The sequence below is a fragment of the Streptomyces sp. TLI_146 genome (genome assembly GCF_002846415.1).
Lineage (GTDB): Bacteria > Actinomycetota > Actinomycetes > Streptomycetales > Streptomycetaceae > Streptomyces.
The window spans coordinates 3,233,221-3,248,519 of the sequence record NZ_PJMX01000001.1; the positions used below are offsets into that span (position 1 = coordinate 3,233,221).

At 73.4% G+C, this 15,299-nt stretch carries 14 protein-coding genes; 7 read left to right on the forward strand and 7 right to left on the reverse strand.

The genetic code is table 11. From position 1 onward, the window contains the following. Positions 1–3: 3 nt before the first annotated feature. Both BX283_RS14695 and BX283_RS14700 read left to right on the forward strand, forming a co-directional pair. Entirely contained in the window at positions 4–1,029 is a 1,026-nt protein-coding gene (locus BX283_RS14695; RefSeq protein WP_101388074.1) for an ATP-binding cassette domain-containing protein, read from the forward strand. After that, complete coding sequence (locus BX283_RS14700) at positions 1,026–1,880, forward strand: ABC transporter permease (protein ID WP_101388075.1); 855 nt, start codon at positions 1,026–1,028, stop codon at positions 1,878–1,880. Before BX283_RS14695 ends, BX283_RS14700 begins: the two co-directional genes overlap by 4 nt. A gap of 25 nt (positions 1,881–1,905) precedes the next feature. Here the strand turns inward: BX283_RS14700 and BX283_RS14705 are convergent, their stop codons facing one another. Continuing rightward, positions 1,906–5,223, reverse strand: a complete 3,318-nt coding sequence (locus BX283_RS14705; protein ID WP_101388076.1) for a BTAD domain-containing putative transcriptional regulator — start codon at positions 5,221–5,223, stop codon at positions 1,906–1,908. Between the two features lie 168 nt (positions 5,224–5,391). Here BX283_RS14705 and BX283_RS14710 point away from each other — a divergent pair, with 168 nt between their 5' ends. Continuing rightward, positions 5,392–6,192, forward strand: a complete 801-nt coding sequence (locus BX283_RS14710) for a site-2 protease family protein (protein ID WP_101388077.1) — start codon at positions 5,392–5,394, stop codon at positions 6,190–6,192. On the opposite strand, the gene BX283_RS14715 is transcribed toward BX283_RS14710, so the two are convergent. Both BX283_RS14715 and npdG read right to left on the reverse strand, forming a co-directional pair. Then, positions 6,182–6,373 carry a hypothetical protein gene (locus BX283_RS14715; protein ID WP_101388078.1) on the reverse strand — a complete coding sequence of 64 codons (192 nt, stop codon included), beginning with the start codon at positions 6,371–6,373 and terminating at the stop codon, positions 6,182–6,184. The two genes, BX283_RS14710 and BX283_RS14715, sit on opposite strands and share 11 nt — an antisense overlap. Before the next feature lie 66 nt (positions 6,374–6,439). Further along, positions 6,440–7,153, reverse strand: coding sequence for an NADPH-dependent F420 reductase (npdG, locus tag BX283_RS14720; RefSeq protein ID WP_101388079.1), 714 nt, complete (start codon positions 7,151–7,153; stop codon positions 6,440–6,442). Between the two features lie 119 nt (positions 7,154–7,272). Here npdG and BX283_RS14725 point away from each other — a divergent pair, with 119 nt between their 5' ends. After that, positions 7,273–7,875, forward strand: a complete 603-nt coding sequence (locus BX283_RS14725) for a hypothetical protein (RefSeq protein ID WP_101388080.1) — start codon at positions 7,273–7,275, stop codon at positions 7,873–7,875. A 289-nt stretch (positions 7,876–8,164) separates the two neighbouring features. Here the strand turns inward: BX283_RS14725 and BX283_RS14730 are convergent, their stop codons facing one another. Continuing rightward, positions 8,165–8,389, reverse strand: coding sequence for a hypothetical protein (locus tag BX283_RS14730; RefSeq protein ID WP_101388081.1), 225 nt, complete (start codon positions 8,387–8,389; stop codon positions 8,165–8,167). 77 nt (positions 8,390–8,466) lie between these two features. Here BX283_RS14730 and map point away from each other — a divergent pair, with 77 nt between their 5' ends. Next, a complete protein-coding gene (gene map, locus BX283_RS14735) occupies positions 8,467–9,324 on the forward strand; it encodes a type I methionyl aminopeptidase (RefSeq protein WP_101388082.1) in 858 nt (285 codons plus the stop codon). A gap of 173 nt (positions 9,325–9,497) precedes the next feature. After that, complete coding sequence (locus BX283_RS14740) at positions 9,498–10,148, forward strand: heme oxygenase (biliverdin-producing) (protein ID WP_101392340.1); 651 nt, start codon at positions 9,498–9,500, stop codon at positions 10,146–10,148. Between the two features lie 191 nt (positions 10,149–10,339). Here BX283_RS14740 and BX283_RS14745 read toward each other — a convergent pair whose 3' ends face one another. The 3 genes from BX283_RS14745 to BX283_RS14755 all read right to left on the reverse strand — a co-directional run bounded on the left by BX283_RS14745 (position 10,340) and on the right by BX283_RS14755 (position 14,155). Then, positions 10,340–11,023, reverse strand: a complete 684-nt coding sequence (locus BX283_RS14745) for a PhzF family phenazine biosynthesis protein (protein WP_101388083.1) — start codon at positions 11,021–11,023, stop codon at positions 10,340–10,342. A 79-nt stretch (positions 11,024–11,102) separates the two neighbouring features. Continuing rightward, a complete protein-coding gene (locus tag BX283_RS14750) occupies positions 11,103–12,596 on the reverse strand; it encodes an HtaA domain-containing protein (protein WP_101388084.1) in 1,494 nt (497 codons plus the stop codon). Between the two features lie 50 nt (positions 12,597–12,646). After that, positions 12,647–14,155 (reverse strand): HtaA domain-containing protein, encoded by a 1,509-nt coding sequence (locus tag BX283_RS14755; RefSeq protein ID WP_101388085.1) that lies wholly within the window; start codon positions 14,153–14,155, stop codon positions 12,647–12,649. An 80-nt stretch (positions 14,156–14,235) separates the two neighbouring features. On the opposite strand from BX283_RS14755, the gene BX283_RS14760 reads away from it, so the two are divergent. After that, the gene (locus BX283_RS14760; protein ID WP_101388086.1) at positions 14,236–15,270 is read left to right on the forward strand and encodes an ABC transporter substrate-binding protein; all 1,035 of its coding nucleotides are present in this window, start codon (positions 14,236–14,238) and stop codon (positions 15,268–15,270) included. Positions 15,271–15,299: the final 29 nt, after the last annotated feature.

Genomic DNA, 15,299 nt, shown 5'->3' on the forward strand with positions numbered 1-15,299 from the left:
GGCATGACGCGAATCGACAACAACCCCGAAGGCGGCGCGGCCAACGCCGTCACGGTGCGGGGGCTGGTGAAGCACTTCGGCGACACCAAGGCGCTGGACGGCGTGGACCTGGACGTCCGCGAGGGCACGGTCCTCGGAGTCCTGGGGCCCAACGGCGCCGGCAAGACCACCCTCGTCCGCTGCCTGTCCACCCTGATCGTGCCGGACGCCGGCACTGCCACCGTCGCCGGGTACGACGTGGTGAAGCAGCCCCGCCAGCTGCGCCGCACCATAGGCCTCACCGGGCAGTACGCCTCGGTGGACGAGAAGCTGTCGGGCTGGGAGAACCTGTACATGATCGGGCGGCTGCTCGATCTGTCCCGCAAGGACGCCCGGGCCCGCGCCGACGAGCTCCTGGAGCGGTTCTCGCTCACCGAGGCCGCCAAGCGGCCCGCGATGAACTACTCGGGAGGCATGCGCCGCCGCCTCGACCTCGCGGCCTCCATGATCGGCAACCCGGCCGTGCTCTATCTGGACGAGCCGACCACCGGTCTCGACCCGCGCACCCGCAACGAGGTGTGGGACGAGGTCCAGCGGATGGTGGCCGAGGGCGCCACCGTGCTGCTCACCACCCAGTACATGGAAGAGGCCGAGCAGCTGGCGAACCAGCTGACGGTCATCGACCGCGGCAAGGTCATCGCCAACGGCGGCATCAACGAGCTGAAGGCGAAGGTCGGCGGCCGCACCCTGCAGATCCGGCCCACCGACCCGGCCCAGCTGGGCGCGATGGCCCGCGCCATCACCGAGGCCGGTCTGGACGGGGTCTCCGGCACCCAGGCGGTCCCCGACGAGGGCCTGCTGAACGTGCCGATCCTCAGCGACGAGCAGCTGACCGCGGTGGTCGGCCTGCTGGGCGCCCGCGGCTTCGGCATCGCCCACATAGGCACCCATCTGCCCAGCCTGGACGAGGTGTTCCTGGCCATCACCGGCCAGAAGCCCACCCTCCAGGAGTCCGAGAGCGACGACACGATCGAGGAGGTCGCGGCATGAGCACCGCCACCACCGCCGAGGCCGCCCGCACGAAGGCGCCGACCGGCATCCGCCCGCCCGTCACGGACGCCGACGGCCGGATCGGCCCGCGCGCCAATCTGCGCCACATAGGCGCCCTGGTGCGCCGCAACGCGCTCCAGATCAAGCAGGACCCGGAGTCGATGTTCGACGCCGTGTTCATGCCGATCATCTTCACCCTGCTGTTCGTGTACGTGTTCGGCGGCGCCGTCTCCGGCAAGGGCAACCAGGGCGAGTACGTCAACTACCTGATCCCGGGCCTGATGGCGATGCAGGGCCTGAACATCGCGATGGCGGTGGGCACCGGCATCAACGACGACTTCAAGAAGGGCGTCATGGACCGGTTCCGGACCATGCCGATCGCCCGGTCGTCGGTCCTGATCGCCAAGATCGTGGTGGAGATCGGCCGCATGATGGTCGCCACCTCGATCCTGCTCGTCATGGGCTTCATCCTCGGCCTGTCCATCCACACCTCGGTGCTCGAACTGCTCGCGGCGGTCGGTCTGTCGCTGGTGTTCGGCGCCTCGCTGATGTGGATCTTCATCCTGCTCGGTCTCACCATGAAGACGGCCCAGGCCGTCCAGGGAGTGGCGATGCTGGTGCTGATGCCGCTGCAGTTCGGCTCGTCGATCTTCGCGAAGCCGACCACGATGCCGGGCTGGCTGCAGACCTTCACGGACTACAACCCGCTCTCCAACCTCGCGGACGCCGCCCGCAACCTGGTCAACGGCGGCCCGGTCGCCCACTCGGCGCTGATGACGCTGGGCTGGGCGGTCGCGATCACCGCGATCACGGCCCCCCTGGCGGTAGCCAAGTTCCGCAAGCGGACGTGATGTTGACGGTTCGCCAGATCTGACATCAGTCCCGTTCGCGTTGTGCCAGGGCGGCGGCCTCCTCCAGGGAGAGGCCGCCGCCCTCGGCGTACGCGGCGTCGTAGGCGGCGCCGTCGAGACGTGAGCGGACCAGCGCCTCCACCTTCGCCCGCTGCTCCACCTCCATGGGCGTGGCGAAGTGGACCGACGGCATCAGGGCGTCGTGCGCGCCGACCAGGCGCGCGGCGTCGGCGGCGGTCCCGCTGCCCGGCTGTGTGAGACCCGCCCACGACCAGGCGACGGAGAGCAGATGCACCGGGATCATCTGGGGCGCGACCATCTGGGACATCGGCTCCACGGCCCGGGCCAGCGCGGCGCGGGCGTCCGCCAGGCCCTTGGCGTAGGCGCCCTCCAGGTTCTCCAGCCAGGCCCGGATGCCGAGCACGAAGCCCTCGAAGAGCGAGAGATTGCTCGACTTGAACTCCTCCAGCATCAGCACGATCTGCTCCCGCGCCTCCGGGATCCGGTCGGTGCGGCCCAGCCACATCGACAGGAACAGCCGGGCGGCGGGCTGCGCCTCGTACCCCGCCTGGCGGCCCGCGGCGAGGATCTCGCGCAGCATCGCCTCGCCGCGCTCGCCCTCGCCGGTCTCGATCAGCACCGACGCCAGGCGCGCCTTCAGGAGCGAGACCTGCGCCTGGGCGCCGAGCCGTTCGGCATACCGCACGGCCTCGGCGTAGTCCTCGGCCGCCAGCGCGTACTGGCCGCGCCGCTCCCGGGCCTCTCCGCGCGCGGAGAGCGCCTCGGCGGCGCCCCAGTCGTCGCCGAGGCGCCGGAAGATGGCGAGGCCCGCGTCGGCGTCGCGGGTCGCCTCACCGGCCCAGTCGCTGCGGTTGGCGAGGACGTTGGCCCGCATCTGGAGGGCGTTGGCGAGCTCCCACTCGTAACCGAGCTCCTCACAGGCCAGCACGGTCGCGTCGAGGAGTTCCTTGAGCTTGCCGGAGTCGCTGACCAGGATCACCGGGAAGAACCAGAGCGCGCCGGGCATCCGGCAGGTCTGCGGCAGCCCCGGCCGGTAGACGCCCACGATGGCGCGCAGATACTCCCGCGCCTGAGGCGTCGTCCAGTTGTCGGCGGTGTGGTCCATGGAGGCGAGCAGGAACAGCCGCACCCCGCGCCGCGCCTCCTGGAGCACCTCGGGCTCCATCGGCGGCGGGCTGTCGGTGCAGCGCGAGTGGACCGGCGGCGCGGGCTCGGCGGGCGGCGCGAACGGGTCGGGGCCGAGGTCCGCGGCCGCCTGGGACCAGTGGCGGGACTCGCCGCGCAGATCGCGCATGTGCCAGTACGAGCCCAGCGCGTGCACCATGCACAGCACCTCCTGCTCGTCGGCGAGGTCGACGGCCCGGCGCAGCGCGGTGCGCAGGTTCTCGTACTCCCGCTCCAGGAGCTCGACCGCGGCGCGCTGGCCGCGGCCGCGCAGCCGCGGGTCGGTGGTCCGGGCCAGCTCCCGGTAGTGCACGAGGTGGCGGCGCTCGGTGGCGCCCCGGTCCCCGGCGTCGTCGAGCCGCTCTCCCGCGTACTCGGCGACGGTCTCCAGGAGCCGGTAGCGCATCTCGCCGCCGTCCCCGGGCGCGGCGACGACCAGCGACTTGTCGACGAGGGAGCCGAGCAGCGGGGCGACGTCGGCGGCGGCGACACCGGCCGGGCCGTCCGCGCAGACCTCCTCCGCCGCCGCCAGGACGCAGCCGCCCGCGAAGACGGAGAGGCGGCGCAGGACCGTGCGCTCCGGTTCCTCCAGCAGGTCCCAGGACCAGTCGACGACCGCGCGCAGGGTCTGCTGGCGCGGCAGTACGGTCCGGCTGCCGCTGGTCAGCAGGCGGAACCGGTCGTCGAGCCGGTCCGCGATCTGACGGGGCGTCAACATGCGGAGGCGGGCGGCGGCGAGCTCCACCGCCAGCGGCAGTCCGTCCAGGCGGCGGCAGATCTCGGCGGCCGCCCCCGGGTCGTCCTCCACCCGGAAGCCCGGCCGGGCCGCCGCGCCCCGGTCCGCGAGCAGCCGCAGCGCCACCGGCCCCGGCAGCGGCTCCACCGGCCGCACCACCTCGCCCGGCACGCCCAGCGGCTCCCGGCTGGTGGCCAGGATGGTCAGCCCCGGGCAGCGCGCCAGCAGATACTCCGCGAGCCCGGCGGCGGCGTCGACGACATGCTCGCAGTTGTCCAGGAGCAGCAGCATCCGGCGGCGCTCGCAGTGCGCGGCGAGGTGGACGAGCGGGTCGCCGCCGGCGCGGTCGGCGGCCCGCAGCTCCTCGGCGCCGGCGCCGTGCAGCACGGTCTCGCGCGCGCCGACCGAGGTGAGGACGGCGGCGGGCACGGCCGCCGGGTCGGCGACCGGGGCGAGCTCGGCCAGCCACACCCCGTCGGGCCAGCCGTCCCCGGCCGCGCCCACGGCCTCGGCGGCCTCCTGGGAGAGCCGGGTCTTCCCGGCCCCGCCGGGCCCGAGCAGCGTCACCAGACGGGCGCCGCCCAGGTCGCCCCGGATCGCCTCGATGTCGGCCTCGCGCCCTACGAAGGAGGTGAGCCGCGCGCGCAGGTTGCCGCGGGCGGCGGGGCGGGCGGGGGGCGGCTCGGCGGCGGGCGCGTCCGGCGTGCGCAGCAACTCCTCGTGCAGCGCCCGCAGTTCGGGGCCCGGGTCGGCGCCGAGGCGGTCGGCCAGGGTGCGGCGCACGTCCTCGTACGCGGCGAGGGCCTCGGCCGTGCGGCCCGCCGCGCGCAGGGCGCGGATGCGCAGGGCGTGCAGCGGCTCGTCGAGCGGGTGGGCGGCGCAGAGCGCGGCCAGTTCGGGCAGCGCCTCGTCGGCCCGGCCGAGCGCCAGGGCCGCGGCGAGGCGGGCCCGGCGGGCGTCGAGGCGGCGGGCCTCCCAGCGGGCCGCCTCGGCCGCCCGGTCGGGCAGGTCGGCCAGGACGGGCCCGGTCCACAGCGCGAGGGCGTCGTCGAGCCGGGTCAGGGCCTTCGCCGGGTCGCCCTGCTCCAGGGCGCGGCTCCCGTCCCCGGCCAGCCGCTCGAAGCGGTACAGGTCGATGTCGTCCGGCTCGGCGTCCAGGCGGTAGCCGCCGCCCTCCACCGAGGCGATCGCGGTGTGCCCCACCGCCCGCCGCAGCCGCCCGACCAGCGCCTGGAGCGCACCGGCCGCGTCGGCGGGCGGCTCGCCGTTCCACACCTCGTCGACGAGGAGGCCGACCGGGACCGTACGGCCGGGGCGCAGGGCGAGCACCGTCAACAGGGCGCGCAGCCGCGCCCCGCCGACGGCGACCGCCGTTCCGTCGGGGTTCAACAGCTGGGTGGGGCCGATAATCCGGTAGCGCACGGCCCCATTCTCCGCGACGTGCGCCGCCCCCGTGCCCCCGCCCGCCAACTCCCGGCCAAGCGCCGGTGGCCAGGGGTGGAACTCGTACGGGATCGCCGGACGTTCTCGGGGTATCACCTGTACGGTCGGGGCCGTCCGACCGCACCCCCACCCCCGGGAGCCCCGCACATGGCCACCGCCACCTCGCGCCGCAGCGACCGGAGGATCAGCCCGGTCTTCCTGGGGATCGCCGCCGTCACCGCGGTCGCCGGATGGGCGGTGTGGACGGGGTTCTCGAACGCGCCGGGCTTCGCCGTCTTCCTCTTCGTGACGGGCGCCTGGGTCGTCTCCCTGTGCCTGCACGAGTACGCGCACGCCCGCACCGCGCTGCACGGCGGCGACATCTCGGTGGGCGCCAAGGGCTATCTGACGCTCAACCCGCTGAAGTACACGCACGCGATGCTGTCGATCGTGCTGCCGGTCATCTTCGTGATCATGGGCGGCATCGGTCTGCCCGGCGGCGCCGTCTTCATCGAGCACGGCCGGATCCGGGGCCGCTGGAAGCACAGCCTGATCGCGGCGGCGGGCCCGCTCACCAACGTGCTGTTCGCGGTGGTCTGCACGGCCCCGTTCTGGCTGCACGCGCTGGACGGCGTCCCCGCCGGGTTCCGGTACGCGCTGGCGTTCCTGGCGCTGCTCCAGGTGACGGCGGCGATCCTGAACTTCCTGCCGGTCCCGGGCCTCGACGGGTACGGGGTGATCGAGCCGTGGCTGTCGCACGGCATCCGCCGCCAGATCGAGCCGTTCGCGCCCTTCGGGCTGCTCGCGGTCTTCGCGTTCCTGTGGCTGCCGTCGGTGAACAACGTGTTCTTCGACGCCATCCACTCGATCCTGCGCGGGCTCGGCGTCACCGAGTGGGACACCTACTGGGGCCAGCGCCTCTACCGCTTCTGGCAGGGCACCCCGGACATCCCGTCGCTCACCGGCTGACGGCGGCGGCCCGCCGCGCGTCGGCCTTCGCCTTGCGCAGGTAGTACCAGGCCATGTTGGAGGAGAGCCCGGCGAGCAGGATCCAGACGACGCCGGTCCAGTTGCCCTGGACGAAGGAGACCACAGCGGCGGCGACCGCGAGGGCGCAGACGACGAGGGCGTACAGAGCGAGGCGGGGCATGGGGGTCGGCTCCTGTCCGGGTACGGCGCTGATGCCCGTCCAGTGTCCCCCATGCCCCGGCCGGAGCTACACGTCGGTCACACGCAGCCCGGCGTGCGCCTTGTAGCGGCGGTTCACCGAGATCAGGTTGGCGACCAGCGACTCCACCTGGTGGGCATTGCGCAGCCGCCCCGCGAAGACACCCCGCATCCCCGGGATCCGGGCGGCCAGCGCCTGCACCAGGTCGGTGTCAGCACGGCTCTCGCCGAGCACCATCACATCGGTGTCGATCTCCTCGATGGAGGCGTCCTGGAGGAGCACCGCCGAGAGGTGGTGGAAGGCGGCGGTGACCCGCGAGTCCGGCAGCAGGGCGGCGGCCTGCTCGGCGGCGCTGCCCTCCTCGGGCTTGAGGGCGTACGCGCCCTTCTTGTCGAAGCCCAGCGGGTTGACGCAGTCGACGACCAGCTTGCCCGCGAGCTCCTCGCGCAGCGCCTCCAGCGTCTTGGCGTGCCCGTCCCACGGCACCGCGACGATCACGATGTCGCTGCGGCGCGCGCACTCGGCGTTGTCCGCGCCCTCCACCCCGAGGCCCAGCTCGTCGGCGGCGGCCCGGGCCCGCTCGGCGGCCCGCGAGCCGATGATCACCTTCTGGCCCGCCCGGGCCAGCCGGTAGGCGAGCCCGCGGCCCTGGTCGCCGGTGCCACCGAGCACGCCGACGACAAGCCCGGAGACGTCGGGCAGGTCCCAGGGGTCCTTGGCGGCGGGCTTCGGGGTGTTCGCGGCGCTGTCAGTCGAAGTCATGGAGCCGACCTTACGCCGCGCCCTACCGGCAGGTAGACCCCTGGTGCGCCTGCTCCCGTTCGGGTGAGGAGTGACCGTTGCGGCCCGCCGGGGCGCGCGGTGCGGCAGGATGCCGGGCCATGGATGCCGTACGCGTCGCACTGTTGCGGGAAGTCCTCGCGGGGACCGAGTGGCTGCGGGGCACCCGCCGGTTCGCGGGGGTGCTGCGGGGGTCGGTGGTGCCGAACGGCGGCGGGCTGCTGCTGGTGGGCACCGAGGCGTACGAGCCGTGGCACCTGGCGGCGCACCTCACCGACGAGGCCGCGTGGTCGGGGGTCCCCGAGCTCACCCCCACGCTCGTACGCCACCGGGTCGAGCCGGGCCGCGGCCCGCACCTGTCCGTGGGGCTCGGACGCCTCGCGGCGGCCGGACGGGGCGAGACGCTGCTCGTGGTGGCACCGGAGCGGCCCGACGGCGGCCTGCTGGAGCGGGTCCACGACGCCCGGCGGGCCGGGGCGCGGGTCCTGGCGCTCGACGGGGGCGACCCGGAGGTGCGGGGCCTGGTCCACGAGTCACTGACGGTGCCGCCGGGCGCGGAGGTGGACCTGGACACGGTGCAGCATCTGGTGAGCGCGGCGGTGGGGGAGAACGGGGGGCCGGTGCAGCGGGGGCGGCGGGGGTTCCGTGACCGGCTGTCCCGCTTGGCGGACCATCTGACGGCCCCGCCGCCGGCCCGGTGGTAGCCGCCTGCGGGGCTTCGCCCCGGGCCCCGTCACATCTGCGGACCGTGGGTGGCTGGCCGCGCAGTTCCCCGCGCCCCTGAAGGGGCCGTCGTTTGTCTGCGGGCCGGTGGCCGGTTGCTCGCGCAGTTCCCCGCGCCCCTGAGAATGCCGCTGCGCGGCAATCCCCTGAGCGTCCCGAAGGGGCGCTTTTAGGGGCGCGGGGAACTGCGCGACCAGTTGGGGACGGCCCGCAGACGAACGCGCAGCGAGTGGCACGGGCCGCAGGCCGACCCGGGGCACGAGGGGCCCCTCAGTCCTCCTGGCCGGAGGCCTTGTCGTGCCACTTCGGATCCGTGTCCCACTCCAGATTCCGCTCCTGCGCGGTCTCCATCGCGTGCTGCGCCTCCTCGCGGGACTCGTACGGACCGAAGCGGTCCTTCGCCGGGCACTCCGGGCCCTCCTCGACCTTCTGATGAACCAGGCAGTAGTACCACTCGCCCGCCTTGCCGGCCGTGCGCTTCTTGAACAGGGCCATACGGAGGCTCCTTCCTCGGCCCGTGCTCGGACCTTCTCGACCATGCTGCCCCAACGCGGCTCGATAGACTCGCCGGCATGTCCGCCCAGTCGCTGCTCGTACCAGGGGAGCTCTCTCCCACCCGCTCCGTCCCGGGGAACATCCGACGCCCCGAGTACGTCGGGAAGCCCATGCCCACGCCGTACACCGGTCCCGAGGTGCAGACCGCCGAAACGATTGAGCTCATGCGGGTCGCGGGCCGTATCGCCGCCCGCGCGATGGAGGAGGCCGCCAAGCTCATCGCGCCCGGCGTGACCACCGACGAGCTCGACCGGGTCGCGCACGAGTACATGTGCGACCACGGCGCGTACCCCTCGACGCTCGGGTACCGGGGCTTCCCGAAGTCCCTGTGCAGCTCGGTCAACGAGGTCATCTGCCACGGGATCCCGGACTCCACCGTGCTGAACGACGGCGACATCGTGAACCTCGACGTCACCGCGTACATCGGCGGCGTCCACGGCGACAACAACGCCACGTACTTCTGCGGCGACGTCGACGAGGAGTCGAAGCTCCTGGTCGAGCGGACCCGGGAGTCGCTCAACCGCGCCATCAAGGCCGTCAAGCCCGGCCGTCAGATCAACATCATCGGCCGTGTCATCGAGTCGTACGCCAAGCGGTTCGGCTACGGCGTCGTGCGCGACTTCACCGGGCACGGCATCAGCACGGCCTTCCACTCCGGCCTGATCGTGCCGCATTACGACGCGCCGCACGCCACCACCGTGATCAAGCCGGGGATGACCTTCACCATCGAGCCGATGCTGACGCTGGGGACGCACGAGTACGACATGTGGGAGGACGGCTGGACGGTCGTCACCCGCGACCGCAAGCGGACGGCCCAGTTCGAGCACACGCTGGTGGTGACGGAGACGGGCGCGGAAATCCTCACGCTGCCGTGATCGATTCCCCGTCTCCGGGGGTACATGTTTACCGACAGGCCGTCGGGAACCAGTTGACTTAGGTAAGCCTAAGTAGTTAGGTGAGCCTAAGTAGCGGGATCGGTGCTGCCGCTGTGCCGTGCCGTGCCGATCAGTGCTGGTTCCCGTACCCCCTCGGTCTCCGGAGGCACGCCTTGGACACGCCCTTCTCCACCCTCATCCGCACGGCGTCGCACGAACAGCACACCGAGGCGGAGAACTCCGGCTTCATGAGCGCCCTGCTCGGCGGGCGACTCGGCGTCGAGGCGTACGCCCGGTACACCGAGCAGCTGTGGTTCGTGTACCAGGCCCTGGAGGAGGGCGCGGGCGCGTTGCGGAACGACCCCGTGGCGGGGCCGTTCATACGGCCCGAGCTGATGCGTACGGCTTCGCTGGAGCGGGATCTGACGCATCTGCGGGGCGCGGGGTGGCAGCGGGGCGCTGTGCCGCTCCCCTCGACCCGGGCCTATGCGGCCCGGGTGCGCGAGTGTGCGGTGACGTGGCCCGCCGGGTATGTGGCGCACCACTACACGCGGTACCTCGGGGATCTCTCCGGGGGGCAGATCATCCGTGACCGGGCGGAGAAGACGTGGGGGTTCGCCCGGAAGGGCGACGGCGTGCGGTTCTACGTCTTCGAGTCGATCCCGAACCCGGCCGCTTTCAAGCGGGGGTATCGGGAGTTGCTGGATGCGGTGGATGTGGACGATCTGGAGAAGCAGCGGGTGGTGGAGGAGTGTCGGCGGGCGTTCTCGCTGAACACGGCGGTGTTTCGGGAGCTGGGGGAGGAGTTTCCGCTCAGCGCGTAGCGCTTGGCGGGGCCCGGTGTTCGTCTGCGGCGCCGTCGTGGCTGGTCGCGCAGTTCCCCGCGCCCCTTTTCTGCCCGGTGTTCGTCTGCGGGTGCGTCGTGGCTGGTCGCGCAGTTCCCCGCGCCCCTGGGGGGCCGGGGGTGGCCGGGGTGTCAGCCTGCGGCCCTGGAGGGGGGTGGGTGCCCGGTGTGTCAGCGTGCGCCACTTAGCGTGCGGGCCAGGGTTACCCTGCCGCCCAGCTCGATCGTGTCGTCCGGGCCCGGGGCCGTGAGGAGTTGGGAGCCCTTGCCCTGGGTGATGTTCAAGGCTCGGCCCAATTGGGCCGTGAGGAGGAGGGCCGCCGCGCCCGTTGCCTCGTCCTCGTCGATTCCGTCGCCCCGGCCCGGGAACGCCCTGGCCCGGACGCGGCCCGCGGCCTCGTCCTCCCAGCCCCAGGCGTACACCCACTCCCCCGGCTCCGGCACCTGAAGCGCCTCCACCTCGGCGGCCGAGGCGTACTGCCGCAGGGTGCGCGGCGGGGCCCACTCCGCGCGGGCGGTGATCCAGGTGAACTCGCCGTCCTGGCGCGCGAAGACGTCGCCCACGGCCAGTTCCAGTACGTCGATGTCGAGCAGCCACGCCGTCCCGACCAAGGGATGCCCCGCGAAGGGGAGCCGCAGGCCGGGCGTGTAGATGTCGACGGCGCCCCGCTCGGGGTCGTCCACGAACACCGTCTCGCTGAAGCCGAGTTCCTTGGCCAGCGCCTGCCGGGCCGCCTCGTCGGGCAGCGCGGAGCCCTCGCGCACCACGCCGAGGGCGTTGCCGTGGCGGCCGTCGGGGCCGCAGAAGACCCTGAGTACGTCGATGAGCACGCCGGGTACGCCGTTTTCCGTCACCCCGGCATTCAACAACACCCGCGACGGCCGCAGGGCCGCACCCTTCGCAAAGGGTGCGGCCCTGCGGTGCGGGTCGGGGTCAGGCGCGGCCGAGGGCGGTCCGGCGGCGGGCCGCGTACACGGCGGCCGCCCCCGTCACCGCGAGCGCGCCCGCCGCGCCGAGGAGCGGCCCGGTCGGGGCGGAGGAGCCGGTGGCGGCGAGGGTGGCGCCGGTGGTCGAGCCTCCGACGTTCCCGCCGAGGTTCCCGCCGACGGTGGCGGCGGCCCCGGAGGTGCCGGAGGTGCCAGTTCCACCGGCCGTACCGCCGCCGCTCGTCGTCGCCGTGTCACCGGTGGCGTCCAGGTCCGCGCTCTCGCTCAGCCCCAGCGCGACGGTGACGGGGTCGATGGCCTCCCCCGCCTTGTACGGGGACTGCTCGCCGGGCCGGGCGAAGACGGCGGCGCCGTCGGCGGTGAAGGCCGCCGGTACGGCGCTCAGCCGCACCACGTCCTTGCGGGCCGTGAAGTCGGCCCGGGAGAGGTCGAGGGAGGCGAACTCGACGTTCCGCTTGACCCCTTGGGGCGTGGTGACGTCGACGTACAAGGCACCCTTGGCGCCGGACGCCGCTATCCGTACGGCGCCGAAGGCGATGTCGAGGTTGCCGTGGGCCGCGTAGGTGAAGCGGACGTCGCCCCGGAAGGAGGCGTTCACTTTGCGGGCGTCGGCCTTCAACTCACCCTTGTCGAGCGGGAACCCGAAGGAATCCTTGGAGGCGGTGGCGCCCTCGGAGACGGCAGTGTTGCCGCCACCTGCGATGTACGCGCGCCACGACTGCTTGATCCCCCAGCTGAGCTGGGCCTTCACGACTTTGTCGGAGGCGGGGGTGGGGGTGGCGGGCTTGGTGGGGGTCGGCTTGGCGGGGGCGGGCTTCGTGGGAGTGGGCTTGGTCGGGGTCGGCTCGGTCGGGGTCGGGGCGCCGCCGCCCATCGGGAACGTCAGCGTCGCCGGGTCCAGCTTCTCCCCCTTCTTGTAGTTGCCGTTGAACGCGGCGGCGCCCTGCTCGGTGAGCGTGGCCGGGATGTCCTTGAAGGTCATCGCGGCGCCCTGCGACGGCTTCACCCGCGACAGGTCGAGGTCGGCGAGCGGCACGTCGTCGGTGGTCCTGTCCTTGCCGCCGTCCTTGGTGGTCACGTCGGCGGTGATGACGCCGGTCGTGGTGGTCGTCGTCACCTTCAGGTCGGACAGTTTGATGTCGAGGACACCGCCGTGCGCCGAGAACCGGACGCTCCCCTTGAAGGCGGTGGCACTGGCGTGCGTGGAGGTGTCGTACGCCCCGGTGCCGTCCACGAATGTGAACACGCCGTTCCCGGCGGCCTGCTGGGCACCGTCCGCGACCGTGATGCCCCCCGCCCCGACATACCGGCGGAAGCTGTCCTTGAACCCCCAGTCGAGCGTGGCCCCCTTCAACTCGACTTTCGAAGCGGCGCGGGCGGGGACGACGGACAACACCGTGGCAGCACTGGCCGCACAGACGACGGCGATGGCCGTCGTACGGGCGGTGGAGCGGGAGAGACGGGGGGAAGTGACGGGCATGGTCGAGTGGCTCCTTGGTAGATGGAGGGAGAGGTGGGCTGGTCAGTCGGTCAGTCGGTCCTGGGGGGAGCCGGGGGCGTGGCGGATGCGGTTTCGGGGTCGGCTGTCGTGGTGGGCGTCGCGGGCGCGGCCCCCTGTTCCCGAGCGCCGTCGCCTTCAGGCCGTGCAGGGCCGCCCCTCGCATCCCCGGAGCCCTTCAGGGGCGCGGGGAACTGCGCGACCGGCCCACGGCGGCCCGCAGTCGAAGAACGACGCACCGCGAACCCGATCGCCGCCGCGGCGACCAACCCCGCCCCCACGAGCCCGAGGTACAACGGCCCGTGATCCGACGAGGCCGAGGCGGCGGCGGCCTCCGGTCGGGCAACCGGCGAGGGCGAAGAGGGCGAAAGCGACGGCGCGGCCGACCCCCCGCTCCCCACATCCGGCAGCGCCGGCAGCCGAGCCGCCCCCTCCACCGCCACGGCGAGCGACACCGGGTCCATGACGGTCCCCGCCGGGTACATCCCGCCGAACACCTTCGCCCCCGCAGCCGTCAGCGTCGCGGGCGCCTCGGAGACGGCCACCAGGCCGTCGCGCGGGGCGAGTCGGCCCGCCGGGAAGGTGATCAGGGGGCGCCCGGCCGAGGAGAGCGTGCCCCGGCCGTCCGCGACCTCGACCGCGATCCGGTCGAGGGTGAGCGCGAAGTGGGCGCCCGTGAACCGGACGGCGCCCGCGAACGAGGCATCGAGCGTGCCCTTCTCGTCGTCGTACGAGCCGTGCCCGCGCGGGAACCTGAACAGCGCGCCGCCGTCCTGGGCCCCGCCCGACAGCGTCCAGCCGCCCCGGGCGACCGGCCCCGTGACGTACTCCCGGAAGGTCCGGCGCACCCCCCAGTCGACGGCCGCGTCCACGAAACCGGCGCTCGCGCTCCTGGAGGGGGCGGGGGACGAAGTCGCCGAGGGCGTCGGCGTGTCCACCGACAGGCTCACCGGGTCGAGCGCCGTCCCGGCCGGGTAGTACCCGGCGAAGGCCGCGGCCCCCTGCGAGGTCAGCGTCGCGGGCACGTCGGTGAGCGCCACGGGCGAACCGCCGCCCCGCATGTCGATGCCGCCCAGGGACAGCGCGGCCAGCGGCACTTGGCGTGCCGTGGTGACCTTGCCGGTGCCCTTCGCCCGGCTGGTCATGTCGGCGTAGAGGGTGCCCCGGCCGCCGGAGATACGGACGGCGGGGCGGGCGATGGTCAGGTCGAGCGCGTACGAGCCGTCGGCCCCGGGGTGCCCGGTGAACCGGACCCCGCCGGAGAAGGCCGCTTCCAGCGCCCCGCCGCCGGGGTCGTACGAGCCCGCCGCCGAGTGGAACCGGAACCGGCCGGTCCCGACCGTGGCGGCCCCGCCGAGCAGCCGCCAACTCCCGTGCGCCACCGGACCGGTGACGTAACTCTGGAAGGAGGACCGGATGCCCCAGTCGAGCCTGCCGCCGTGCACGGTCCGGTCGGCCGCGTGCGCCGGGCCCACCGGGACGAGCAGGGCGCCGAGGACCGCCGCGAGCAGGGCGGACACGAGGGAGCGGGACGGCAGCATGACGAACCCCTTCAAGGGCTGGCGACTTAGGTAAGGCTAACCTAAGCTAACCCCTGGCCAATAGGCCACACCCTCGATCCATCCGCAGACGACAGGACGGTGCACCGGTGCGAACGACCCGCACGACACGACTGCTCACGGGCGCGCTGATCTCCGTACTCGCCCTCACGGGCTGCGGCACCAGCGGCGCGAAAGGCGACGGGCCCGCCCCCGCCGCCCCGGTCGACCGCGCCGAACCGCTCGCCGCCCGGGACATCGCGGCGCCGCACCTGCCCGCCACGGTCGACTCGGCGGACGGCCGACGCGTCGAAGTGGCCTCCGCCGACCGGGTCGTGCCGCTCACCGGCTCGCTCAGCGAGATCGTCTTCTCGCTCGGCCTGGGCGGGCACGTCGTCGCCCGCGACATCACCGCCACCTTCGAACAGGCCGCGAAACTGCCGGTGGTGACCCGCGCCCACGACATCTCGGCCGAGAGCGTGCTCTCCCTGAAGCCGACGCTCGTCCTCGCCGACACGGAGACCGGACCGGCGGAGGCGATCGGCCAGATCCGCGCCGCCGGGATCCCCCTTGTCGTGGTCGCCCCCGCCAAGAGCCTTGCCGACGTGGGCCGCCGCATCACGACCGTGGCCGGGGCCCTGGGCGTACCGGGGGCGGGCCGGAAACTCGTCGCCCGGACCGAGCAGCGGATCTCGGCCGTGCGCGAGGGCGTTCCGGCCGCGCCGGACGGCAGCAAGCCGCGCGTCGCCTTCCTCTATCTGCGCGGCTCGGCCGCCGTCTATCTGCTCGGCGGCGCCGAGTCGGGCGCGCCCTCGCTCCTGGAGGCGGCGGGCGCGGTCGACGCGGGCGCGGAGTCGGGGCTGCGCAAGGACTTCACCCCGCTCACCAGCGAGGCCCTGGTGAAAGCCGCACCCGACGCCCTCCTCGTGATGCGCAAGGGGCTCGCCTCGGTGGGCGGGGTCGACGGGCTGCTGAAGATCCCGGGCGTCGCCCAGACCCCGGCCGGGCTCGACCGCCGGATCGTCTCCGTCGACGACGGCGTGCTCCTCAACTACGGCCCCCGCACCGACCAGGTCCTGAAGTCGCTCGTGAACCAGCTGTACCAGGGCAGCAAGTGACGGCCTCCCCGATCGAAGCGGCTCCCGCC

What these genes read in the sequence shown, in the direction of transcription:
- BX283_RS14695 (WP_101388074.1), top strand. Translation starts at nt 4, where the DNA reads ATGACGCGAATCGACAACAACCCCGAAGGCGGCGCGGCCAACGCCGTC.
- BX283_RS14700 (WP_101388075.1), top strand. Translation starts at nt 1,026, where the DNA reads ATGAGCACCGCCACCACCGCCGAGGCCGCCCGCACGAAGGCGCCGACC.
- BX283_RS14710 (WP_101388077.1), top strand. Translation starts at nt 5,392, where the DNA reads ATGGCCACCGCCACCTCGCGCCGCAGCGACCGGAGGATCAGCCCGGTC.
- BX283_RS14715 (WP_101388078.1), bottom strand. Translation starts at nt 6,373, where the DNA reads ATGCCCCGCCTCGCTCTGTACGCCCTCGTCGTCTGCGCCCTCGCGGTC.
- npdG (WP_101388079.1), bottom strand. Translation starts at nt 7,153, where the DNA reads ATGACTTCGACTGACAGCGCCGCGAACACCCCGAAGCCCGCCGCCAAG.
- BX283_RS14725 (WP_101388080.1), top strand. Translation starts at nt 7,273, where the DNA reads ATGGATGCCGTACGCGTCGCACTGTTGCGGGAAGTCCTCGCGGGGACC.
- BX283_RS14730 (WP_101388081.1), bottom strand. Translation starts at nt 8,389, where the DNA reads ATGGCCCTGTTCAAGAAGCGCACGGCCGGCAAGGCGGGCGAGTGGTAC.
- map (WP_101388082.1), top strand. Translation starts at nt 8,467, where the DNA reads ATGTCCGCCCAGTCGCTGCTCGTACCAGGGGAGCTCTCTCCCACCCGC.
- BX283_RS14750 (WP_101388084.1), bottom strand. Translation starts at nt 12,596, where the DNA reads ATGCCCGTCACTTCCCCCCGTCTCTCCCGCTCCACCGCCCGTACGACG.
- BX283_RS14755 (WP_101388085.1), bottom strand. Translation starts at nt 14,155, where the DNA reads ATGCTGCCGTCCCGCTCCCTCGTGTCCGCCCTGCTCGCGGCGGTCCTC.